The following is a 21,626-nucleotide window of genomic DNA, read 5'->3' as shown; positions in this document are numbered from 1 at the left end:
CCCCGGATATTGCTTCGCTCATCCAGGCTACTTCTTCTTCAAGCCTGCGCGCCCGACTTCACTAGCTTGTAGAACACCGAATCCATCAGCGCCTGGAACGAGGCGTCGATGATATTGGGCGAGACGCCGACCGTGGTCCAGCTCTCGCCGGTCTCGTCCTCGCTTTCGATCAGCACGCGCGTGACCGCCTCGGTGCCGCCATTGAGGATACGCACGCGGTAGTCGATCAGCTTCAGGCCATCGATGTATTTCTGGTACTTGCCGAGATCCTTGCGCAGCGCCACGTCGAGCGCATTCACCGGACCGTTGCCCTCGGCGGCCGAGATCAACCGCTCGCCGTCGACGTCGACCTTCACCACCGCGAGCGCCACCGTGACGCGCTGGCCGTTGGCGTTGTAGCGTTGCTCCACATTAACGTCGAACTGCTCGACCTTGAAATATTCCGGCACCTTGCCGAGCGTGCGGCGCGCCAGCAGGTCGAACGAGGCGTTCGCCGATTCATAGGCGAAGCCCGCGGCCTCGCGCTCCTTCAGCTCCTCGACCAGGCGCGTCAGCCGCGGGTCGCCCTTGTCATAGACGATGCCGGCGCGATCGAGCTCGGCCATCACATTGGAACGGCCGGCCTGATCCGAGACCAGCACCTTGCGGTGGTTGCCGACGGCATCCGGCAGCACGTGCTCATAGGTCTGCGGATCCTTCATGACAGCGGAGGCGTGGATGCCGGTCTTGGTGACGAAAGCGCTCTCGCCGACGTAGGCTGCATGGCGGTTCGGCGCGCGGTTCAGCATGTCGTCCAGCGTGCGCGACACCTTCATCAGCGTCGCCATCTTCTCCGCGGTGACGCCGATCTCGAACTTGTCAGCAAACTCCTGCTTCAGCTTCAACGTCGGGATCAGCGAGCAGAGATTGGCGTTGCCGCAGCGCTCGCCAAGGCCGTTGAGCGTGCCCTGGATCTGACGTGCGCCGGCCCGCACCGCGGCGAGCGAATTGGCCACCGCCTGCTCGGTGTCGTTATGAGCGTGGATACCGACATGGGCGCCGGGCACCTGCTTGACGACGTCAGCGACAATGGTCTCGATCTCATGCGGCATGGTGCCGCCATTCGTGTCGCACAGCACCACCCAGCGCGCACCAGCCTCATAGGCCGCCGTCGCGCAGGCGAGCGCATAGTCGCGGCTCTCCTTGTATCCGTCGAAGAAATGCTCGCAGTCGACCATCACCTCGCGGCCGAGCGCCTTGGCGGCCGCGACGCTGTCGCGGATCGAGGCGAGGTTCTCCTCGTTGGTGGTCTCGAGCGCGACCCGGACCTGGTAGGCGGAGGCTTTTGCGACGAAGCAGATCGCGTCGGCCTTGGCCTCGAGGATGCCGGCGAGCCCGGGATCGTTCGACGCCGAGCGACCCGGCCGCCGCGTCATGCCGAACGCGGTGAAGCGCGCGTGATCGAAGGCAGGCTTCCTGCTGAAGAACTCGGTGTCGGTCGGATTGGCGCCGGGATAGCCGCCTTCGACATAGTCGATGCCGAGCGCGTCGAGCATCCCCGCGATCACCTGCTTGTCCTGCAGCGTGAAGTCGACGCCGTTGGTCTGCGCACCGTCGCGCAGCGTGGTATCGAATAGATAGAGGCGCTCGCGGCTCATGCGTGGCCTCCGGGCATAGCAACACCGTCGAGGGTCTTCTGCATCGTGGTGTTGGCGAGCCATTCGTCGTTGATGGTGACCGTATTGCGCTGCTGTGCGACGTAGCCGCGCTTGCGGAAGAATTCGAGCGCGGTGTCGCTGGCATCGACCTTCAGGGCCTTGGTGCCGCGGGCGCTCGCGATCTTCTCCAGTGCATCGCACAGCGCGCTGCCTGCACCCTGCCCGACCGCGCTCGGATGCACATAGAGCATGTCGATATGGTCCGCCCCCTTCAGCGAGGCGAAACCGACCGGCGCGCCCTGCAATGTCGCGATCAGGGTCAGCTGCCCGGCGAGCTTCTTGCCGAAGGCCTCCTCATCGTCGGCGGCCATCGCCCAGGCTTCCTGCTGCGCCTCGCTGTAATCGTCACCGGTCAGGTCCATGATCGACGCCGCGAAGATCGCCGCCAGCAGCGGCGCATCGTCGGGCAGATACGGGCGCAATGCGGGTGCGGATCGGCTCATCGCGCAACCTCCCAGGTCGTGATCGGCTTTCCTTCGGCATCCTTGCCATCCTTGATCGCAACGCCCATCGCCGCGAGCTGATCGCGGATCCGATCGGACTCCTTGAAATCCTTGCGCGCACGCGCCGCGGTTCGCTCGGCGATCAGCGCCTCGACCGCGGCAGCATCGACGCCGCTGGCCTGCTCCTTGCGGCCCTTCCACGACGCCGCGCTCTCGGAGAGGAAGCCAAGCAGCCGCAGCGAGCCGGCAAATTCCTTGCGGCTCGCTTCATTGCTCGCGGCAGCATTGCGCAAGCTGTGCAGCACGGCCATGGCCTGCGCCGTGTTGAGATCGTCGTAGAGCGCCTCGACCAGCGCCGGCGACGGCGCGCCGGACTCGGCGTCGGCCGCGACCGCATACCAGTCGTCGAGCGTCCTTGCGGCTTCTTCCGCGCTCTTCAGCGTCCAGTCCAGCGGCGAGCGGTAATGCGTTCTCAGCATGCTGAGCCGCAGCACCTCGCCCGGCCAATCGGCCAGCAGATCGCGGATCGTGAAGAAGTTGCCGAGCGACTTCGACATCTTCTCGCTTTCGATCTGCAGGAATCCGTTGTGCATCCAGACATTGGCCATGCGGTCGGTATGGAACGCGCAGCAAGTCTGCGCGAGCTCGTTCTCATGGTGCGGGAACACCAGGTCGATGCCGCCGCCATGGATGTCGAACTTCTCGCCGAGATGCTTCCAGGCCATCGCCGAGCACTCGATGTGCCAGCCGGGCCGCCCCTCCACCGCAATGCCTGCCGGCGACGGCCAGGACGGCTCGCCCGGCTTCGACGGCTTCCACAGCACGAAGTCGGTGTTGTCGCGCTTGTAGGGCGCAACATCGACGCGCGCGCCCGCGATCATCTCGTCGAGCGAGCGCTTCGACAGCGCGCCGTAGCGCGGCAGCGTCGAATTGGCCGCGTTCATCGCCTGCGGCGAAAACAGCACGTGATCCTCGGCGACATAGGCAAAGCCGCCGGCGACCAGCTTATCGATGATCGCGCGCATCTCCGGGATGTGCTCGGTGGCGCGCGGCTGCACGGTCGGCGGCAAGCAGCCGAGCGCCGTGACGTCGTCCTGGTACTGCTGATAGGTCTGCTCGGTGACCTTGCGGATCGCCTCGTTCAGCGGCACGCCGGGATAGTCCCGCGCAGCGCGAACGTTGATCTTGTCGTCGACGTCCGTGATGTTGCGGACATAGGTGACATGATCGGCGCCATAGCGATGGCGCAGCGCGCGGAACAGCACGTCGAAGACAATAGCGGCCCGGCCGTTGCCGATATGGGCGAAGTCGTAGACCGTCGGTCCGCAGGCGTACATGCGGACGTTATCGGCATCGAGCGGCACGAAGGGCCGCTTCTCCCGGGTCAGCGTATCGTAGAGGCGCAAATCCATGGGTACCCATCCCTTGCGGCCGGGCGTCCAGTGATCTCAGGGTGATTGAGAAAAGACGGCCTCAGCCAGCGAATCGCTAGCTCATAATCTCGCGGCAAATGCTGCAGATGGCGAGGTGGCCGTTCATGGTTCCATCGTGTCTCACGGCCCCCTTATCGCGTCAAGGGGCTGTTTTCGGGCGTTATGCAGCTCGCGTCGCACCGAAATCACGCCAACGCCCTCATGGTTAATCATTATTAAGGAATTGGGCGTACGGGAGGGCCCTGCGGATTCCCCGCCATTTTCACTGGTGCACCATGCGGCCCATTTCAGCATTGATTGCCTCTACGTTCGTCCTTGTCTCCTCGGCCGCCTTGGCCGACAGCCGCGTTTTCATCGTCGCCAACCAAGCCGACGGATACGGCATCGACCAGTGCCTCGCCCACGGCGACCGCTGCGGTGCATCCGCCGCCCGCGCCTACTGCCGGTCACGCGATTTTGCGCAGGCCACCAGTTACCGGCGCGTCGATCCCGACGAGATCACCGGCGCGGTTCCGCACGCCGCCAATGAGACCTGCACCGGCAACAGCTGCGGCGAATACGTCGCCATCACCTGCCAACGCTGAGCCAAGCCGCTGGATAAACGGGGTTATTGCCACACCGGCGCCCCGGAAACGACGTGACGCTGCCCCGAGAAACGGCTATTGCAGCGACCTGGCCGCGCGCTTTGGCGTTGATCGCCGCGCGGCGTCGTTTTAATGGCCGGATATGCCCAATAGCTCCCGTTCTCGCTTCTCCCGCTGGTTCCTGACTTGCGCCGTGCTGGCCGGCATCGCCCTGCCCGCCGCGGATGCCCTCGCGCAGGTGCCTCCGGGCCCGCCCGGCCCGGCGCCCCAGGGCGCGCAAGCCAATCCGATGTGCGGCCGGCTCGAAGGCCAGCTGGCGGCGATCGATCGTGGCGGCGGCGATCCGGCCAAGGACGAGCAGATCCGCCGCTATCAGGACGCCGCAACCCGGCAGCAGGGCGAGCTGGATCGCGTGACCGCGCAGGCCCGGCGCATGGGCTGCGACAGCTCCGGATTCTTGTCCCTCTTCAATAACAACTCGGCGCAGTGCGGACCGGTCAACAACCAGATCCAGCAGATGCGCGCCAATCTCGACCAGATGACCGGAAATCTCGAGCGGCTGCGCACCGGCGGGCTTGGCGGCGCCGATCGCGAGAACCAGCGCCGCTCGGTGTTGACCGCACTGGCGCAGAACAATTGCGGCCCGCAATACGCGGCCGCCGCGCGCGGCCCCGGCAATTTCATCGAGAACCTGTTCGGCGGTGGCGGCGGCGGTGGCAATCCCAACAATCCGCTGCCCCCGCCCGACGCGCAATATGGCGGACAGTCCGGTACCTTCCGCACCGTCTGCGTCCGAACCTGCGACGGCGCCTATTTCCCGATCTCGTTCGCGACCTCGCAGGCGCGCTTTGCCGCCGACGAGCAGATCTGCAAGGCGCAGTGCCCGGCCGCGGAAGCCAGCCTGTTCGCCTACCGCAATCCCGGCGAAGACATCAACCAGGCGGTCTCGATCAACGGCCAGTCCTACTCGTCGCTGCCGAACGCCTTCAAGTACCGCACCGAGTTCAATCCGTCCTGCTCCTGCAAGGCGGCCGGCCAGAGTTGGGCGGAGGCGCTGAAGGCGGTCGACGACCAGGCGTCCGCCGCGCAGCAGGGCGACATCATCGTCACCGAGGAGAGCGCGCGGAAGATGCAGCAGCGCGCGCAGACCAAGGCCGCCGCCGGCAAGAAGGGCGCGCCCGCAGCCGCGGCGGCTCAACCGCAGCAGCCCGCCGCCGCTGATGCAACGGCAGCACCTGCCGCGCCCGCAAGCGACGGCCAGATCCGCACGGTCGGCCCGACCTTCATCCCGAAGAAGCAGTAAGGCTCACCCCTCGAACGCTTCCGCCGACGCGCGCGAGCCGCGCGTCACCAGCGTCTCGTCCGGCGCCGGCAGCGCCTTGCCGAAATCGCGGAAGCGGTTGGTGATGGGATAGCGGCGGTCGCGGCCGAAATTCTTCCGCGTCACCTTCACTCCGGGCGCGGCCTGCCGCCGCTTGTATTCGGCGATGTTGAGCAGGCGATCGACACGCGTCACCACATCGCGGTCGAAACCGGCCTCGATGATGGTCGCCAGCGGCTCCTCGCGCTCCACCAACCGCTCGAGGATCGCATCAAGCACCTCATAGGGCGGCAGCGAATCCTGGTCGGTCTGGTTCTCGCGCAACTCCGCGGTCGGCGGTCGGATGATGATGTTAACCGGGATCACCTCGCCCATTGGGCCGAGCGCGCCGTCCGGCTTCCATTCATTGCGCAGGCTCGAGAGGCGGAACACCTCGGTCTTGTAGATGTCCTTGATCGGATTGAAGCCGCCATTCATGTCGCCGTACAGCGTGGCGTAACCGACCGACATTTCCGACTTGTTGCCGGTCGTCACCACCATGGCGCCGGTCTTGTTGGAGATCGCCATCAACAGCGTGCCGCGGGCGCGCGCCTGCAAGTTTTCCTCGGTGATGTCGCGCTCCAGCCCTTTGAACACCGGCGCCAGGATTGTCTCGAAGCCGTTGACGGCGTCGGCAATCGGCAGGATCTCGTAGCGGATGCCGAGTGCGGCGGCGAGCTTGGCGGCATCGTCGAGCGAGACCTGCGCGGTGTAGCGGAACGGCAGCATGACGCCACGCACCTTGTCGGCGCCGAGCGCATCGACCGCGATCGCGGCACACAGCGCCGAGTCGATGCCGCCGGAGACGCCGAGCAGCACGCCGGGAAAACCGTTCTTGCGGACGTAGTCGCGCAAGCCCAGCACACAGGCCGCGTAATCGGCCTTGTCGCCTTCGAGTTGCGGCGTGATCGGCCCATTGCAGCGCCAGCCGTCCGCGGTCTTGCGCCAGGTCAGCGTCGTGATGTTCTCCTCGAACGCCGGAAGCTGCGCCGCCACGGTGAGGTCGGCATTGAGCGCAAACGAGGCGCCGTCGAAGATCAGCTCGTCCTGGCCGCCCATCTCATTGAGATAGATCAGCGGCAGCCCGCTCTCGGTGACGCGCGCCACCACGATCGACAGGCGGAGATCGGTCTTGTCGCGAGCATAGGGCGAGCCGTTCGGCACGATCAGGATTTCGGCGCCGGTCTCGGCCAGGCACTCGACGACGTTCTCGTAGTCTTCGGATTCCTCCAGCCAGATGTCCTCGCAGATCGGCACGCCGATGCGCACGCCGCGCACCGTCACCGGGCCCGATGCCGGGCCGCGCGCGAACAGCCGCTTCTCGTCGAACACGCCGTAATTCGGCAGGTTGGCCTTGAAGCGCAGCGCGGCGATACGTCCGCCGTCGAGCAGCGCGCAGGCGTTGTAGAGCTTGCCGTCCTCGACCCAGGGCGTGCCGATCAGCATCGCCGGGCCGCCATCCTTGGTCTCGCGCGCCAGTTCCTCGATCGCGGCGCGGCAGGCTGACTGGAACGCCGGCTTGAGCACCAGATCCTCCGGCGGATAGCCGGCGACGAACAGCTCCGACAGCACCATGAGGTCGGCGCCATCGGCCTTCGCTTTCTCGCGCGCGGCACGCGCTTTCGCGGCGTTGCCGGTGACGTCACCGACCGTCGGATTGAGTTGCGCCAGGGTGATCTTGATCTGTTGTTCGCTCATAGCTTTATGTTGTCCCGCACAACGGCAAACTGCAATCGTCGTCCGATCATGGTGCGATTGCAGAAATCGCACTGGGATCTGAGGCGCCGGTCAGGGTGCAAGTTCTGCCCTCACCTCGCCGAGCAGCGCCATGCCACCCAGCCGACCCAATTCGTCCGAACATTTCGCGCTCTTGCCATAGCAGCCGAATGCGACCGTGACCCGCTCGGAAAGCGGTCCGATGCTGGGCAAGCCGGTGTCGCCGAACGTAGTCATGCAGGGCACGACGCGGCGTTCCTCGAATTTGAGGTCGCGAATGCGGTCAAGGATCTGGCTTTGCAGCCGGTCAGCGACGTCAACCGATCCGCCCGACCGGAACCAGTCCTTGATTTCAGCCTCGCTCTCGAGCGCACGATCGACCGGATCGCCGCCGAGCTTCAGCCAGGTCTGGCCATCCGGATAGAGGATTGGCGGCAGGATGTAGGGATTGTCGCCCTTGGGCCCGAGACAGCGCATCGACGGCATGCCGGCCAGGCGTTGCACCTCCGCCGCACCGAGCCGAAACAGCGCCGCAGTCCGCGCATAGACGGTAAAGCCCAGCGATCGGCCGAGCAGCGATTGGGTGTGCCCGCCAGCCGCAACCAGCACACGCTCGGCCTCCACACTGCCCGATCGCGTCCGGATCGTCACACCGGAGCCGCTTTCCGAAATCCCGAGCGCTGGTTCGTCGATGATCCGGGCGCCCGCGCGCTCCGCCGCGATGGTCTGCGCCCGGACCAGGCGGCGCGGTGAGATGTATCCGGCATTGCGCGGCTCGAAATAGCCCAGCATTCCCGCCGTCGATTTCAGGAACGGAAACCGCTCCGCGAGCGCCGCATCCTGATAGGCTTCACACGCGATCCTCTCCTCGGCGCAGACCTTGCCGACCGATGCGACATCGGTGGTCTCGCGATCGCCGATGTGAAGCGCACCGGCTTCGCGGTAGAATTCGACACCGCTTTCCGCGGCGATCTCGCCGTAGCGCGCAATCGCCGCGCGGTTCATCTGCCGCCAGAACGGCTGCGGATCGTACACGCGCGTGATGCGGCCCTCATCGTAGTGGCTGCCGAAAACGCCGCTGTGCTGCGAGAAATCTGCCGGCTCATCGGGCCCGATCAGCGTGACCTCATGGCCCATCTTGCTCAGGTGTCGTGCGGCCGCCGACCCGATCAGTCCACGTCCGATCACCGCAAGCTTGATCGGCTTGTTGGCGCTCACGGCTCCTGCTCCTTGAGCATGATCTGATCGGAAAACCGGTTCCCACTTTTCCGGATCATGCTCAGAACGCACCCATCCGCTCGGCGAGGGCGAACAGCCAGAACAGCCCGGCCATCACGAGCGCGACGCCGACGGCAGCGGAGCCCATGTCCTTGACCCGTCCGATCTGCGGATCGTGATCCATGGTCAGGCGGTCGGCGAGCTTCTCGATCGCGGTGTTGAGCAGCTCGATCACCAGCACCAGCACCACGGTTGCGACCAGCTCGACCCGCCGCATCACGGTGGCGCCGACCAGCCAGGCCAGCGGCACCGACAGCACCAGTGCCACCACCTCCTCGCGAATCGCCTGCTCCGAGCGAATGGCGAAGGCCAGCCCGTTGCGCGAGTTGATGGTGGCTCGCCAGAACCTCAGCAAGTCACTGCCCTCAAGTCACGGCCCCCAAATCACAACCCAGCGGCCGCCGGCATCGGTTTGACCTTGCCGGCGCGCTCCTGCTTCAGCAGCTCGGCGATCAGGAAGGCCATGTCGATCGACTGTTCGGCGTTGAGGCGGGGATCGCAGACCGTGTGGTAGCGGTCGTTGAGATCCTCATCGGTGATGGCGCGGGCGCCGCCGATGCATTCGGTGACGTCCTGCCCGGTCATCTCCAGATGCACGCCGCCGGCATGAGTGCCCTCGGCGGCGTGGATCTGGAAGAACGCCTTCACCTCCGACAGCACGCGGTCGAACGGCCGCGTCTTGTAGCCGGAGGTCGAGGTGATGGTGTTGCCGTGCATCGGATCGCACGACCACACCACCTTGCGGCCTTCCCGCTGCACGGCGCGGATCAGGCCCGGCAGATGGTCGCCGACCTTGTCGGCGCCGAAGCGGTTGATCAGCGTCAGGCGTCCCGGCTCGTTGTCGGGGTTCAGCACGTCGATCAGCTTCAGCAACTCGTCCGGCTTCAGCGACGGACCGCATTTCAGGCCGATCGGGTTCTTGATGCCGCGGAAATATTCGACATGGCCGTGATCGAGCTGCCGGGTGCGGTCGCCGATCCAGATCATGTGGCCGGAGGTCGCGTACCAGTCGCCGGTGGTGGAATCGACCCGCGTCATCGCCTGCTCGTAGCCGAGCAGCAGCGCCTCGTGGCTGGTGTAGAAATCGGTGGCGCGCAGCTCCGGATGGCTCTCGAGGTCGAGGCCGCAGGCGCGCATGAAATTCAGCGCGTCCGAGATGCGGTCGGCCAGCTCCTTGTAGCGGCGGGACTGCGGCGAATCCTTCAGGAAGCCGAGCATCCATTGATGCACGCTGCCGAGATTGGCGAAGCCGCCGGTCGCGAAGGCGCGCAGCAGGTTCAGCGTCGCCGCGGACTGGCGATAGGCCATCAGCTGGCGCTGCGGATCGGGAATCCGCGCTTCCGGCGTGAAGGCGATGTCGTTGACGATGTCGCCGCGATAGCTCGGCAGCTCGACATCGCCCTGCTTCTCGGTCGGCGACGAGCGCGGTTTTGCAAACTGGCCTGCGATGCGGCCGACCTTCACCACCGGCAGCGCGCCGGCATAGGTCATGACCACGGCCATCTGCAGCAGCACGCGGAAGAAGTCGCGGATGTTGTTGGCGCCGTGCTCGGCAAAGCTCTCGGCGCAGTCGCCGCCCTGCAGCAGAAAGGCCTCGCCGGCAGAGACCCGCCCCAGCGCCTTCTTCAGGTTGCGCGCCTCGCCCGCGAACACCAGCGGCGGAAAGGTCGCAAGCTGGGCCTCGACATCGGCCAATGCCTTGGCATCGGGATAATCGGGCACCTGCAGCACCTTCTTGGCGCGCCAGCTATCGGGTGTCCACCGCTCGGACATGAGGTCAACTCCTGAGCAAAAACCGCGACTTAATCGACGGGAAAGGTGGGCTTATACACAGCCGCCCGCCCCGCCGCTAGAAGGATTCCTGCAATCCCGTCAAACTCTTGCAGGAAAATACGAATTCGCATTTGCTGGACCATACCATGAATGCCAGGGAAATTGCCGCAGCCGCCACAGCGCTGGACGACGTTTTTAGCGACGACATCGTCGTGCCGGCCGCGGACGGCTATCCGCTCGCCGCGACGCTGTTCCTGCCGCGCGGCAGGAAGCGCCACGCCGTCCTGATCAACTCGGCGACCGCCGTGCCCCGCAAGGTCTATCGCGGCTTTGCCGGCTATCTGGCCCGCCGCGGCGCGGCGGTCTTGACCTACGACTACCGCGGCACCGGCGACTCGAGGCCAATGGCGGCAACCGGCCTCAACAAGCCGAAGTCGCTGGCCGGCTTCAAGGCCACGATGGCGGACTGGGCCGCGCTCGACACCACCGCCGCGGTGAGCTGGATGCGCGACCGCTACCGCGATCTGCCCTTCGCCTATGTCGGCCACTCCTTCGGCGGCCAGTCGCTAGGGCTCCTTGCCAACAACGCTGAAATTCCGCGCGCACTGCTGGTCGCCTCGCAGGCCGCCACCTGGAAGCTGATGGCCTCGCCCGAGCGCTACCGCGTCGTCGCCTTCATGAACGGCATCGGCCTGCCGCTGGCGCGCACGCTCGGCTATGTGCCCGCCTGGGCCGGCCTCGGCATGGACCTGCCGCGGGGCGTGTTCGAGCAATGGCGCGGCTGGGTGATGCGCGAGCGCTACCTGCTCGATGATCCGGCGCTCGCAGCGCGCGAAAATTTTCCGAAGTTCAAGGGCAAGCTCCGCGCGCTTGTCATCACCGACGACAGCTGGGCGACGCGGCCGGCGGTCGAGCTGCTGTGCTCCGCCTTCACCTCGATCACGCCGGAGATCATCTCGATCCGTCCCGCCGATGCCGGCGCGAAAGCGATCGGCCATTTCGGCTTCTTCCGCAGCGAACACCGCGACGCCCTGTGGCGCGGCGCCGCGGAGTGGCTCGAGGCGGAGGGGTGAGCGCAATCGTCTCCATCCGTCGTCCTGGCGAAAGCCAGGACCCATAACCACCGAATTTGCTTGTGAACGGGAACGCGGCCCCAGCGTCGCGCAACAATTGAGATTTGGGGTAATGGGTCCTGGCCTTCGCCAGGACGACGATGAGGATTGCTCCCGCGCGATACGACACACCGCTATTGCGGACCTCATCTCGGTGTCATCGCCCGGCTCGACCGGGCGATCCAGTATTCCAGAGGCAGTCATTGCTGAACCGAGAGGCCGCGGCGTACTGGATCGCCCGCATGCACGGGCGATGACAGCTGAGGATGAGGACGCAGCTTTGCATTCTCGCGACATTATCTGTCCGAAGTTTTGCATCTTGTTTCGCCACTCTTTGCTCAGAGGGCGCAGGGAAAGCCGGGTGCCGATCGCACCCATGGGTCCGGTGCAACAAAAAGCACCGGAGGTCGGACCACAGGTGTCACCGGAAACATCCCGGCTTTCCCTGCGCGATGGGTTACGGCTTATACGTGCTCTCCCCGGCGAGACTGGGCTTGCTTGTCACCGCCCGTGCATGACGCAACGCGTCTTGCACGAGGACACCTGCCGCTAGGGCGTCAGGACCACACGATTTCGCCGTCCGCCTCGCATGCATGTCGTCTCTCGCATGCCCGGCGTCCACCGCATCTCACCGCAACACTCCTGACGATGCGCAGCGCCCCTCGATCGGGTGAGACGGGCCAATTGAACATCTGAGTTGGGTCAAACGCCAAGCGGAATATTTTCCGCGGGAAGACTGGACAGGTGTGATCGCGTTGATTGAGTTGGGGAATTTCACGGATTTGCGCAGCGCCTTGTTGTCTATTTAGAATACAACGAGCGCAACGAGTCTCTGCTGCAATTGGCGACCATTAGCTCGCGCGGTCTGAGTTGATCTTTTCCCCCTAGGAAAGCCGTAGAAATGCTTACGCAGATGGGGATCGCGATCATTTGCGTGACCTTGTACTGGCGCTTCGCCGATTCCTTCGGGGAGCGACGCCGCACAGCAATGGCCTGGGGAACCGTCATTGACTTGCCTATGAGGGGATTAGCAACGCGCGTGCCGCATCCGCAGATTCGATTTCAAACAACGGACGGCCAGCAAGTGACTTTTATCTCGAATGTGGGTTCGAATCTTGCCCTCTGGCCCGTTGGTTGTCAGACGCGGATCACATATGACCCGAGCGATCCGCAGAATGCTGACATCAAACACTCCGCAGGCCTAAAGATGCTTTGGTTGATTGGCGCAATTGTCGCCACAACCGTGGTCTTGCACGTGGCCCTGAATGCAATTGGAGTACAGTTCGCGCACTAGGCGACCACGACTAAAGCTTGGTGTTGAAAGCCCTCAACGTCCTTGATCGCAGCGCATCTCGTTCAAGCGCCACGCCGATCTCACACCACCTTCCGCGGCGCCGCCGTCGCCGCATCTCCCGTGTTCGGCGTGCCCGTCGGCTCGATCAGCAACAGATGCACCTCTTCCCGTGCGACCGGCCGATGCTCGACGCCCTTCGGCACGATGTACATCTGGCCCTCTTTCAACGTCACGGTGCGGTCGCGCAGCTCGATGTCGAGCACGCCTTTCAGCACGAGGAAGAAGTCGTCGGTGTCGTCATGCTTGTGCCAGACGAACTCGCCCTGCACCTTCACCACCATCACGTCGCAGGCGTTGAATTGCGCGACGGTGCGCGGCGACCAGTGATCGGAGAATGTCGATAGTTTCTGCGAAAGGTCGATCGCGTCGCTCATGATGCCTCCGGGTCCGGGCCAGCTTGCCGGGCTCGTTAGCTCAGCCGCGCGACACACTCAATGCACGCCCCTCAACTTCTCCGGATACGTCGTCGGCCCGTTGTGTCCGTTCATTCCGCAGGGCGCTTCGCCGTTGGCGGCCTTGCGCGCCAGCAGTTCCCGTTCGGCCTTGTACCAGAGCTGATCCATCATGCCCGGCGGTTCGCCGGCATCCTTCCACAATTCGTAGGCGCGGGTCCGAATCTCCTGCTCGGTTGGGCCTGTCATGGGCGGCTCCCTCAATTTGAGACATCAAACCGTTTGGAGTGGAACTGCCAGCATAGCGCAAGGTTCCAAGGCGCGCGAGATCGCCGCGCTGCCCATCGCACCATCTGTGCACAAGCGCCGGCGCGCAGGCCATTTGCCGGAAGCTCGATCTGATTTGAGCGCGCGCGGAGAGCGGCCCAAGGGGAAAAGTCCCCAGTGGATATGCATGTCAACAAAGGTGCCCTAATTCCCCGGCACCAGCAGCGGCCGTCGGCAGTGCGCCGGTCTTGCGGAAGCAACCTACCCCTTCTGAGGTATGAAACCTTTGCGCGCTTCTACAGACTTAAGGTTATCAGGATTTTGCAATGACCTTCCTGGGGCTAGAGACAACGCCGCTCGCATGTATTTTAAGCGGGCGGCGTTGGACTTTTCAGGCAGGCTCGTTCCCCGGCTCCCGATCGCCAGATCCGCACCAGGCCACCGCGGCTGCTCAGCGCAAGCTTGCGGTGAAGAAATCGAGCGCAAGGCCGATCGTCTCGGCATGGACCGCCTCGCGGTCGACGCCATCGGGATCGCGGCAGACAGCCCCGATCACCAGACGCCCTACCGCGGTACAGGTGTCGAAGAAGACAAAGTGGCCCGCGTGCGGAAACAGCCTCAGCGTCGCATGCGGAATAGCCTTGCCGAGCGCCTCGGCGCCCGAGGCCGGCGGCGTGATCTCGTCGGCGCTTCCCGCGACGATCGCGACCGGGATCGATATGGCGCCAAGGCTCTCCGGCGTGAAGGCCGGCACCGGCCCCGGCGCCATCGCGAACACGGCGCGAACGCGCTCATCGCGATAGGACTGGCCACCAAGGCTGTAGCGCTGCCGGAAATCGGGATCGGTAGTCAGGCGTATCACGCTCTTCTGGCGCAGCTCCGTCGCGCCAGTCTGCGACGTACACAACGCGTCAGCGGCGGGCGAACGGCAGAAAGCCTGAGTCCGCTCCGGATCGGTGATGCCGCCGGCGATGGCGATGACGGTGTAGCCGCCGTACGAATGGCCGAGAGCGCCGATCCGCGCCGGGTCGATCCGGTCGCCGAAGGTCCGGTCGGTGCGCATGGCGTCAATCACCCGGCTGAGGTCGACGGCGCGCAGCCACTTCAGCGCATAACCGTCGACCGTCCTGTCCTCGGATCGATTGTTGCCGGGGTGGTTGACCGCAACGGCGATGAAGCCGTGCGCCGCAAGCCCCGCGCCGAGCCAGGCGAGATCGGTCGCGATGCCGCCGAAGCCATGCGACAGCAGAACGAGCGGACGTGGTGGCCCCTCTGCCGGCGCCGCGTCGGGCGCGGCGCGTCCAGTGCTGACCAGCGGGACGAGGCGTGGCCCGATCCATTGCGGCTGCTCGTGCGCATCAGCTGCAGCCGGATACCAAATCACGGCGCGGAGCACATGCGCGCTGGCGCCGCGCCAGTCGTAAGGCTCGGCCGGAATGAAATCGCGCGTGGTGACACCGACCTTGAATGCGGCGTCCTCGGCAAATGCGAGATCCGGCGCCGCGAGCATGATCGGCAAGAGCGCCAGAAACCACATCGGAAGCTCTCCCTCCGGGACGCAGGAACACCCCGGTGGCGCGCCCTACTCCGCGGCCTGACGCACGTGGCGCGCGGTTGGCGTCCGCATCGTCACCAGTTCCTCCGCCGCGGTCGGGTGCAGCGCGACGGTGGCGTCGAAATCGGCCTTGGTCGCCTTCATCTTCACGGCGATCGCGATCGCCTGGATCGTTTCCGCGGCGGCATCGCCGACGATGTGGCAGCCGAGCACGCGGTCGCTCGAACCGTCGACCACGAGCTTCATCAGCACGCGGGTGTCGCGGCCGGACATCGTCGCCTTGATCGGGCGGAAATCGGTCTTGTAGATGTCGACGTGGCTGTACTGCGCCCGCGCCTCTTCTTCGGTGAGGCCGACGGTGCCGACCTCCGGCTGCGAGAACACCGCGGTCGGGATCGTCGCGTGGTCGACCTGCACCGGGCGCTTGCCGAACACAGTGTCAGCGAAGGCATGGCCCTCGCGGATCGCGACCGGGGTCAGATTGGTGCGGTGGGTGACGTCGCCGACCGCGTAGATGTTGTCGACCGAGGTCTTCGACCAGCCGTCGACCTGGACGCCGCCATTGGCGGGATTGATGGCGACGCCGGCGGCCTCGAGCCCGAGACCCCTGACATTGGGATGCCGGCCGATCGCGAACATCACCTGGTCGGAGGCGATGCTCGAGCCGTTGGACAGATGGGTGGTGAAATCGCGGCCGTGCTTGTCGATCTTCGCCACCGTGCAGCCGGTGATGATGGTGATGCCGCGCTTCTCCATCTCGGTGCGGACATGCTTGCGCACGTCCTCGTCGAAGCCGCGCAGGATGTTGTCGCCGCGGTAGACTACTGACACGTCGGAGCCGTAGCCGGCAAAGATGCCGGCGAATTCCAGCGCGATGTAGCCGCCGCCCTGGATCACGATCCGCTTCGGCAGCTCCTTCAGGTGAAACGCCTCGTTGGAGGAGATCACGTGCTCGATGCCGGGAACCGCCGGCCCGTGATTGGGCGCGCCGCCGGTGGCGATCAGGATGTATTTCGCCGTCACCTTCTCGCCGGTGGCGAGCCTGATGGTGTGGGTATCCTCGAGCACCGCGCGGGTCTTGACGATCCTGGCGCCCGACCTCTCGACATTGGTGGTGTAGGCGCCCTCGAGCCGGGCAATCTCCTTGTCCTTGTTGGCGACGAGCGTCGCCCAATCGAACGAGACCTGGCCGATGCTCCAGCCGAAGCCGGCGGCGTCCTCGATCTCCTGGTGGACGTGGCTGCCGATCACGAACAGCTTCTTCGGCACGCAGCCGCGGATCACGCAGGTGCCGCCCATCCGGTACTCTTCGGCGACCATGACCTTCGCGCCATAATTGGCGGCGATGCGGGCGGCACGAACGCCGCCCGAACCACCACCGATGACAAACAGGTCGACGTCAAACTCGGCCATGGCAACCCTCTTTCTTCCTTCTCCCTCGCCCCGCCCTTGCGGGGAGAGGGTTGGGGTGGGGGCCCGCCTCCACGAATCCGACTCGCGGAGAGTCCCCCTCACCCGGCACTACGTGTCGACCTCTCCCCGCAAGCGGGGCGAGGTGACAAGACTCTTAGATGTCCTTGCCGCGCTTCTTCATCTCGGCCTTGAACTGGCCGTTGACGATCACGCCGAACTGCTGCGCCCACTGCTGCATGTATTGCAGCGATCCGTTGATTGCCGTGGGCTCCGCGGTCAAAAGCTTCTGACCGAGCGGGGTCTTGTAGAACGTCACGAGGTCCTTCAGCTCCTGCTCGGTGAACTCGGCGGCGTAGATCTGCGCCATGCCTTCGCCGATCTCCTTCTCGCCGCCCGCGAACTGCTTGGCGACGACCAGCGCCACCTCGTCGAGATCCTTCTGGTAGTTCAGGTACTGCTGCAGCAGACCGGTCTTGGTCTTCTCGATGATGCCCGGAACGGCGCCGGAATACATCACCGCCACGTTCTTCATCGTCAGGATTTCCTTGGCAGCCGCAATCGCCGCGGGGGTCGACTGCTTGACCTTGGGCATGGGGGGCAGCTGCTGCTGCGCCATGGCCGGTGCGGCCGCGAGCGCGAGGCCAGCCGCCAGGGCCACTGCCGACAAAAGTCCCGAAAAACGCTTCATTCCAAGTCTCCTTGCTTGCGGCGTTAGCGCCGTTCAACAACCCGAATTCCCTGTGCGCCGGCCAGAACGGCGACGCTGCCAAGCCCGATGAACAGGCCATGTTCAACCACGCCCGGGATCATGCTGAGCAAACCGGCGAGACGCGGCGGGTCGCCGATCCGGCCGAGATGGGCATCGACGATCCAGTGGCCGCCATCGGTGACAAAAACGTGACCGTCCTTGCCCTTACGGATGATCATTTGGCCGGACACGCCGGCCTCGGCGAACGCCCGCGCCATCGCGGCCTCTGTCGCGGCGAGCCCGAACGGGATCACCTCGACCGGCAGCGGAAAGCGGCCGAGCACCTCGACCCATTTGCTGTCGTCGGCGATCACGATCATGCGATCACTGGCGGCCGCCACGATCTTCTCGCGCAGCAGCGCTCCGCCGCCGCCCTTGATCAGATTGAGCGCGGGGTCGATCTCGTCGGCGCCGTCGATGGTGAGGTCGAGATGATCGACCTCGTCCAGCGTGGTCAGCGGGACGCCGCAGCGGATCGCGTCCGCCCGGGTCGCCTCCGAGGTCGGCACGCCGATCACCTTCATGCCTGATCGGACCTTCTCGCCGAGCAGCTCGACGAAATGCTTGGCGGTCGACCCGGTACCGAGCCCGAGCTTCATGCCGTCGCGCACCTCTTCGAGCGCGCGCGCCGCCGCCTGGCGTTTCAGTGCGTCCATGTCCACGGCCGATAGCCCCTCGGTTGTCCGTTACGGGCGCGCCATCGGCCGCCCGGCGGGCGCATATCTAGCCTCGATTCACGGGCAGGAATAGCGCCATCCGGGCCCGTCTTTAGGCCGAAACGGCATCCATCGCGGCCAAAATCGCCGCAAAACGGTCCTCGACCTCGGCCCGCATCCCGGGATGGGTGAAAACATAGAGCTGGTCGTCGTGAATCGCGGCCAGCACGCGGGCGGCAACCGACGCCGGATCGAGACCAGCTTCCAGGCGGCGCGCGATCTCGGCAACGACAGCGGCCATCGGGCTTGCCGGATCGAGTTGGCGGGGCGGCCCGTACTGCGCCGGGCGATTGCGCCCGCTCTCGCCGATCCGGGTCCGCACATAGCTCGGACAGAGCACGCTGACGCCGATCCCCAGCGGCTTCAGTTGCGCCGAAAGCCCTTCGGACAGGCTGACGATGGCGAATTTGGTCGCCGAATAAGGGCTGACGCCGAGCCCGGCATTCATGCCGGCCATCGAGGCGGTGTTGACGATATGACCGCCCTCGCCGTGCCCGCGGATATGCGGCAGGAAGCTCCTGATGCCGTGCACGACGCCCATCAGGTTGACGTCGATCACCCAGCGCCAATTCTCGATCGAGATCTGATCGATGCCGCCACCGGCCGCGACGCCGGCATTGTTGCAGACAACGTGGACGTTGCCGAAGGCGCGGAACGATGCCTCTGCCGCACGGTCGACGCTTGCGGGATCGGCGACGTCGCAGACCACGCCATGGACATCCGCGCCACCTGCCCGCAACGCATCGACGGCCTTGTCCAGCGCGCCGGTTTCGATGTCGGCGAGCATCACCTTCATGCCCTCGCGCGCGAACGCGGTTGCCATGGCGAGGCCGATTCCGCTGGCCGCACCGGTGACAAAAGCGGCTTTTCCGGCAAGTTCCCGCATCCGAGCCTCCCTTTTTTGCGCGACACTAGCATCTTCGCTTGCATCGCGCCGCGCTGCCCGATAGCCAGAAACAGATGTCCGCCTCCTCTCCCCCCATCATCGTGTTCGATCTCGACGGCACGCTGGTCGACACCGCGCCTGACCTGATCAGCGCGCTGAATTATGTGCTCGACCGCGAAGGCCTGCAGCCGGTTCCGCTGTCGGCGGCCCGCAACATGATCGGCGCCGGCGCGCGCAAGCTGCTCGAGCGCGGGCTCGAGGTGGACGGACGCGTGGTCAGCCTCGCGGACCTCGATCGCCTGACCAAGGATTTCATCGACTATTACGCCGAGCACATCGCCGACGGCTCGCGCCCGTTCGACGGGCTCGAAGCCGCGCTCGACCGGCTCGGGGCCAAGGGCCATCGGTTCGCGGTCTGCACCAACAAGCTGGAATGGCTATCGAAGCTGCTGCTCGACCGGCTCGGCCTGACGCCGCGCTTTGCCGCGATCTGCGGCCAGGACACATTCGGCGTCGCCAAGCCCGATCCGGCGTTCCTGCGCGAGACCGTCGCGCGCGCCGGCGGAAAGCTGCCCGGCGCCATCATGGTCGGCGATGCCGGTCCCGATGTCGGGGTCGCCCGGCGCGCCAGCGTTCCGGTGATCGGCGTCGATTTCGGCTACACCGACGTCCCGATGACCGAGCTGAAGCCGGACCGGCTGATCAGCCATATGCGCGATCTGCCGGACGCCGTCGCCAGCCTCGGCGGCGCATAAGATTTCCACAACGCATTGATATTGCTTGGCAATATTTTGCCATGCGAATTTTTCGTTAACCATCCTTTAACGAACAGACCTCCCCCTGTTGCACCTCTGTTCCGACGCTCCTATGGTCGGCCCGGGGATTGTGGCTGATTGCCGCAGTAAGAGTGTGGATCATGCGTCGTATCATCGTGATTGCGGCCGCCGGGCTGAGCCTGGCCGGCTGCTCTTCGTTCTCATTGGATTCGTTCAAGTCGGCACCGCCGCCGATGCAGGTGCAGCTGGATTCGGCACCGCAAGGCGCCGACGCCGTGACCTCGATCGGACCGGGTTGCAAGACGCCCTGCTCGGTGTCGATCCCGGCGCCGGAGGCCAACTTCACCGTCACCTTCAACATGCCGAAGTTCCAGCCGGCGACGGTACCGGTGACGGTCACCCGCTCGCCGGGGGACTTCACCAGCCCGGCCACCACGACGCTCGATCCGAGCCCGGTGTTCGCCGAGCTGCAGCCCGCCGGCCCGCCGCCGCGCGGGCATAAGGCGATGCGGCCGAAAAAGAAGAAGCCGAAGCCGGCTGCCGCTGCGGCTCCTGCCGCTCCGGACGCGGCGTTCCCTGCTCCGAGCGCGGCACCGCCGCCGGCCGCCGCGCCCACACGCTGATGCGCAACGCTGCGCGCGTTTGATCGAGATTGCACTGCACAAGAGCCCGGCCCAAAGCCGGGTTTTTGTATTTCGTGGAGACACATCGGCGATTGCGATCATGCATCGCGCGATCTGTCTCACCTATCGCGCGCGATCAGCGTTGCATGTTGCGGATCATCCTTACGGACGCATTGTGACGGCGCGCCAACGTGCATAGATTGTGGGCCTGGAGCCGAGCTCGGCTCCGCACACAGGGACACATTTCAAGACTTGAGTTGAGGTCTTGAGTTAAGGTCTCGGCTTAAAGGCTTGGCTTGAAGGCTCGGGTTGAATGAACGGATCCACGCAGGCGCATTCCGACACGCTGTTTCGTCCGATGACCGATCCGTTCGGCCGGACGATCCGTTACCTGCGCGTCTCCGTCACCGACCGCTGCGACCTGCGCTGCTTCTACTGCATGTCGGAAGACATGACCTTCCTGCCGAAGGCCGATCTGCTGACGCTGGAAGAGCTCGACCGCCTGTGCTCGGCCTTCGTCGCCAAGGGCGTGCGCAAGATCCGCCTGACCGGCGGCGAGCCGCTGGTCCGCCGCAATGTGATGGGCCTGGTGCGTTCGCTGTCGCGCCATCTTTCGACCGGCGCGCTCGACGAACTGACACTGACCACCAACGGTTCGCAGCTCGCGCGCTTCGCGCAGGAGCTGGCCGATTGCGGCGTGCGGCGCGTCAACGTCTCGCTCGACACGCTCGACCCCGTAAAATTCCGGGCCATCACCCGCTGGGGCGACATCGACAAGGTGCTGTCGGGCATCGAGGCGGCGCGATCGGCCGGGCTTGCGGTCAAGATCAACGCGGTCGCGCTGAAGAACATGAACGAGGACGAGATTCCCGCGCTGATGGAATGGGCGCATGGCAAGGGAATGGGCCTGACCTTGATCGAGGTGATGCCGATGGGCGACATCGGCGAGGGCCGCATCGATCAGTACGTTCCGCTGTCGCTGCTGCGCGCGCGGCTCGAGAAGCACTACACGCTGACCGATCTTGCCGACGACACCGGCGGCCCTGCGCGCTATGTCCGGGTCGCCGAGACCGGCGGCAAACTCGGCTTCATCACGCCGATGACCCACAATTTCTGCGAATCCTGCAACCGGGTGCGGATCACCTGCACCGGCACGCTGCACACCTGCCTCGGCCACGAGGACGCCTCCGACCTGCGCCGGCCGCTGCGCGCCTCCGACGACAACGATCTGCTGTCGGCGGCCATCGACCGGGCGATCGGGCTGAAGCCGAAGGGGCACGATTTCATCATCGACCGCCGCCACAATCGCCCGAGCGTCAGCCGCCACATGAGCGTCACCGGCGGCTAGTTCAAAGCCCGCGGCCGACGCCTGCGCCGTCCCCCGATTACCAAGGCGGGACAACGATTTGCCGCGCCGTCAATTTGCCCATTTTCCGATTGACGGCGTTCCACGGCGCTGATTTGGTGCCCCGGCTTTCACACTCGCCCGGCCGGATAGGC

21 protein-coding genes are annotated in these 21,626 nt (G+C 65.3%); 7 read left to right on the top strand and 14 right to left on the bottom strand.

All coding sequences use genetic code 11. The features are described from left to right. Positions 1-38 precede the first annotated feature (38 nt). Genes cimA through cysS form a run of 3 tightly spaced genes read right to left on the bottom strand, consistent with a single transcriptional unit; the run spans position 39 to position 3,552 of the window. Positions 39-1,637, bottom strand: a complete 1,599-nt coding sequence (cimA, locus tag JQ573_RS00815) for a citramalate synthase (RefSeq protein ID WP_212315173.1) — start codon at positions 1,635-1,637, stop codon at positions 39-41. After that, the gene (locus tag JQ573_RS00810) at positions 1,634-2,140 is read right to left on the bottom strand and encodes a GNAT family N-acetyltransferase (RefSeq protein ID WP_212315175.1); all 507 of its coding nucleotides are present in this window, start codon (positions 2,138-2,140) and stop codon (positions 1,634-1,636) included. Before JQ573_RS00810 ends, cimA begins: the two co-directional genes overlap by 4 nt. Further along, a complete protein-coding gene (gene cysS, locus JQ573_RS00805) occupies positions 2,137-3,552 on the bottom strand; it encodes a cysteine--tRNA ligase (protein WP_212315176.1) in 1,416 nt (471 codons plus the stop codon). Before cysS ends, JQ573_RS00810 begins: the two co-directional genes overlap by 4 nt. A 296-nt stretch (positions 3,553-3,848) precedes the next feature. Between cysS and JQ573_RS00800 the strand changes: the two genes are divergently transcribed. Together JQ573_RS00800 and JQ573_RS00795 are read left to right on the top strand one after the other, a co-directional pair. Further along, complete coding sequence (locus JQ573_RS00800; protein ID WP_212315177.1) at positions 3,849-4,157, top strand: hypothetical protein; 309 nt, start codon at positions 3,849-3,851, stop codon at positions 4,155-4,157. A 142-nt stretch (positions 4,158-4,299) separates the two neighbouring features. Beyond that, positions 4,300-5,460, top strand: coding sequence for a DUF2865 domain-containing protein (locus JQ573_RS00795; protein WP_212315178.1), 1,161 nt, complete (start codon positions 4,300-4,302; stop codon positions 5,458-5,460). 3 nt (positions 5,461-5,463) lie between these two features. Here JQ573_RS00795 and JQ573_RS00790 read toward each other — a convergent pair whose 3' ends face one another. The 4 genes from JQ573_RS00790 to JQ573_RS00775 all read right to left on the bottom strand — a co-directional run bounded on the left by JQ573_RS00790 (position 5,464) and on the right by JQ573_RS00775 (position 10,284). After that, complete coding sequence (locus tag JQ573_RS00790; protein WP_212315179.1) at positions 5,464-7,215, bottom strand: NAD+ synthase; 1,752 nt, start codon at positions 7,213-7,215, stop codon at positions 5,464-5,466. Between the two features lie 90 nt (positions 7,216-7,305). Further along, positions 7,306-8,451, bottom strand: coding sequence for an FAD-dependent oxidoreductase (locus JQ573_RS00785; RefSeq protein WP_212315181.1), 1,146 nt, complete (start codon positions 8,449-8,451; stop codon positions 7,306-7,308). Positions 8,452-8,512: 61 nt separating this feature from the next. Beyond that, entirely contained in the window at positions 8,513-8,866 is a 354-nt protein-coding gene (locus tag JQ573_RS00780; RefSeq protein ID WP_092127200.1) for a diacylglycerol kinase, read from the bottom strand. Between the two features lie 29 nt (positions 8,867-8,895). Beyond that, a complete protein-coding gene (locus JQ573_RS00775) occupies positions 8,896-10,284 on the bottom strand; it encodes a class II 3-deoxy-7-phosphoheptulonate synthase (protein WP_092127197.1) in 1,389 nt (462 codons plus the stop codon). A gap of 146 nt (positions 10,285-10,430) precedes the next feature. On the opposite strand from JQ573_RS00775, the gene JQ573_RS00770 reads away from it, so the two are divergent. Together JQ573_RS00770 and JQ573_RS00765 are read left to right on the top strand one after the other, a co-directional pair. Then, positions 10,431-11,357: an alpha/beta fold hydrolase gene (locus JQ573_RS00770; RefSeq protein WP_212315183.1), complete on the top strand. Its 927-nt coding sequence runs from the start codon at positions 10,431-10,433 to the stop codon at positions 11,355-11,357. A gap of 940 nt (positions 11,358-12,297) precedes the next feature. Next, a complete protein-coding gene (locus JQ573_RS00765) occupies positions 12,298-12,690 on the top strand; it encodes a DUF3592 domain-containing protein (RefSeq protein WP_212315186.1) in 393 nt (130 codons plus the stop codon). Positions 12,691-12,770: 80 nt separating this feature from the next. Here the strand turns inward: JQ573_RS00765 and JQ573_RS00760 are convergent, their stop codons facing one another. The 7 genes from JQ573_RS00760 to JQ573_RS00730 all read right to left on the bottom strand — a co-directional run bounded on the left by JQ573_RS00760 (position 12,771) and on the right by JQ573_RS00730 (position 18,727). Beyond that, positions 12,771-13,124: a cupin domain-containing protein gene (locus JQ573_RS00760; protein WP_212315189.1), complete on the bottom strand. Its 354-nt coding sequence runs from the start codon at positions 13,122-13,124 to the stop codon at positions 12,771-12,773. 57 nt (positions 13,125-13,181) lie between these two features. Then, complete coding sequence (locus JQ573_RS00755; protein ID WP_212315191.1) at positions 13,182-13,391, bottom strand: DUF2934 domain-containing protein; 210 nt, start codon at positions 13,389-13,391, stop codon at positions 13,182-13,184. A 469-nt stretch (positions 13,392-13,860) separates the two neighbouring features. Then, positions 13,861-14,946, bottom strand: a complete 1,086-nt coding sequence (locus JQ573_RS00750) for an alpha/beta fold hydrolase (RefSeq protein ID WP_212315193.1) — start codon at positions 14,944-14,946, stop codon at positions 13,861-13,863. Between the two features lie 45 nt (positions 14,947-14,991). Further along, complete coding sequence (gene gor, locus JQ573_RS00745) at positions 14,992-16,377, bottom strand: glutathione-disulfide reductase (RefSeq protein ID WP_212315196.1); 1,386 nt, start codon at positions 16,375-16,377, stop codon at positions 14,992-14,994. Between the two features lie 154 nt (positions 16,378-16,531). Continuing rightward, a complete protein-coding gene (locus JQ573_RS00740) occupies positions 16,532-17,065 on the bottom strand; it encodes a DUF2059 domain-containing protein (RefSeq protein ID WP_212315199.1) in 534 nt (177 codons plus the stop codon). Positions 17,066-17,088: 23 nt separating this feature from the next. Beyond that, positions 17,089-17,787, bottom strand: coding sequence for a ribose-5-phosphate isomerase RpiA (gene rpiA, locus JQ573_RS00735; RefSeq protein ID WP_212315201.1), 699 nt, complete (start codon positions 17,785-17,787; stop codon positions 17,089-17,091). Positions 17,788-17,893: 106 nt separating this feature from the next. Next, entirely contained in the window at positions 17,894-18,727 is an 834-nt protein-coding gene (locus JQ573_RS00730; protein WP_212315204.1) for an SDR family NAD(P)-dependent oxidoreductase, read from the bottom strand. A gap of 74 nt (positions 18,728-18,801) precedes the next feature. Between JQ573_RS00730 and JQ573_RS00725 the strand changes: the two genes are divergently transcribed. The 3 genes from JQ573_RS00725 (at position 18,802) to moaA (ending at position 21,474) form a co-directional block, all read left to right on the top strand. Next, positions 18,802-19,482 (top strand): HAD hydrolase-like protein, encoded by a 681-nt coding sequence (locus JQ573_RS00725; RefSeq protein WP_212315207.1) that lies wholly within the window; start codon positions 18,802-18,804, stop codon positions 19,480-19,482. A 161-nt stretch (positions 19,483-19,643) separates the two neighbouring features. Then, positions 19,644-20,126: a hypothetical protein gene (locus tag JQ573_RS00720; protein WP_212315209.1), complete on the top strand. Its 483-nt coding sequence runs from the start codon at positions 19,644-19,646 to the stop codon at positions 20,124-20,126. 313 nt (positions 20,127-20,439) lie between these two features. Further along, on the top strand, positions 20,440-21,474 hold the full coding sequence (moaA, locus tag JQ573_RS00715; protein ID WP_050400281.1) for a GTP 3',8-cyclase MoaA: 1,035 nt from the start codon (positions 20,440-20,442) through the stop codon (positions 21,472-21,474). Positions 21,475-21,626 lie beyond the last annotated feature (152 nt).

Source organism: Bradyrhizobium sp. AUGA SZCCT0105, from assembly GCF_018129565.1.
In the GTDB taxonomy this organism is placed as follows: domain Bacteria; phylum Pseudomonadota; class Alphaproteobacteria; order Rhizobiales; family Xanthobacteraceae; genus Bradyrhizobium.
This window is presented reverse-complemented; position numbering and strand designations above follow the sequence as displayed.

Excerpts from the sequence above, each read along its gene's own strand:
- cimA (WP_212315173.1), bottom strand. The coding sequence starts at position 1,637 with ATGAGCCGCGAGCGCCTCTATCTATTCGATACCACGCTGCGCGACGGT.
- JQ573_RS00810 (WP_212315175.1), bottom strand. The coding sequence starts at position 2,140 with ATGAGCCGATCCGCACCCGCATTGCGCCCGTATCTGCCCGACGATGCG.
- cysS (WP_212315176.1), bottom strand. The coding sequence starts at position 3,552 with ATGGATTTGCGCCTCTACGATACGCTGACCCGGGAGAAGCGGCCCTTC.
- JQ573_RS00800 (WP_212315177.1), top strand. The coding sequence starts at position 3,849 with ATGCGGCCCATTTCAGCATTGATTGCCTCTACGTTCGTCCTTGTCTCC.
- JQ573_RS00795 (WP_212315178.1), top strand. The coding sequence starts at position 4,300 with ATGCCCAATAGCTCCCGTTCTCGCTTCTCCCGCTGGTTCCTGACTTGC.
- JQ573_RS00790 (WP_212315179.1), bottom strand. The coding sequence starts at position 7,215 with ATGAGCGAACAACAGATCAAGATCACCCTGGCGCAACTCAATCCGACG.
- JQ573_RS00775 (WP_092127197.1), bottom strand. The coding sequence starts at position 10,284 with ATGTCCGAGCGGTGGACACCCGATAGCTGGCGCGCCAAGAAGGTGCTG.
- JQ573_RS00770 (WP_212315183.1), top strand. The coding sequence starts at position 10,431 with ATGAATGCCAGGGAAATTGCCGCAGCCGCCACAGCGCTGGACGACGTT.
- JQ573_RS00765 (WP_212315186.1), top strand. The coding sequence starts at position 12,298 with ATGCTTACGCAGATGGGGATCGCGATCATTTGCGTGACCTTGTACTGG.
- JQ573_RS00760 (WP_212315189.1), bottom strand. The coding sequence starts at position 13,124 with ATGAGCGACGCGATCGACCTTTCGCAGAAACTATCGACATTCTCCGAT.
- JQ573_RS00755 (WP_212315191.1), bottom strand. The coding sequence starts at position 13,391 with ATGACAGGCCCAACCGAGCAGGAGATTCGGACCCGCGCCTACGAATTG.
- JQ573_RS00750 (WP_212315193.1), bottom strand. The coding sequence starts at position 14,946 with ATGTGGTTTCTGGCGCTCTTGCCGATCATGCTCGCGGCGCCGGATCTC.
- gor (WP_212315196.1), bottom strand. The coding sequence starts at position 16,377 with ATGGCCGAGTTTGACGTCGACCTGTTTGTCATCGGTGGTGGTTCGGGC.
- JQ573_RS00740 (WP_212315199.1), bottom strand. The coding sequence starts at position 17,065 with ATGAAGCGTTTTTCGGGACTTTTGTCGGCAGTGGCCCTGGCGGCTGGC.
- JQ573_RS00730 (WP_212315204.1), bottom strand. The coding sequence starts at position 18,727 with ATGCGGGAACTTGCCGGAAAAGCCGCTTTTGTCACCGGTGCGGCCAGC.
- JQ573_RS00725 (WP_212315207.1), top strand. The coding sequence starts at position 18,802 with ATGTCCGCCTCCTCTCCCCCCATCATCGTGTTCGATCTCGACGGCACG.
- JQ573_RS00720 (WP_212315209.1), top strand. The coding sequence starts at position 19,644 with ATGCGTCGTATCATCGTGATTGCGGCCGCCGGGCTGAGCCTGGCCGGC.
- moaA (WP_050400281.1), top strand. The coding sequence starts at position 20,440 with ATGAACGGATCCACGCAGGCGCATTCCGACACGCTGTTTCGTCCGATG.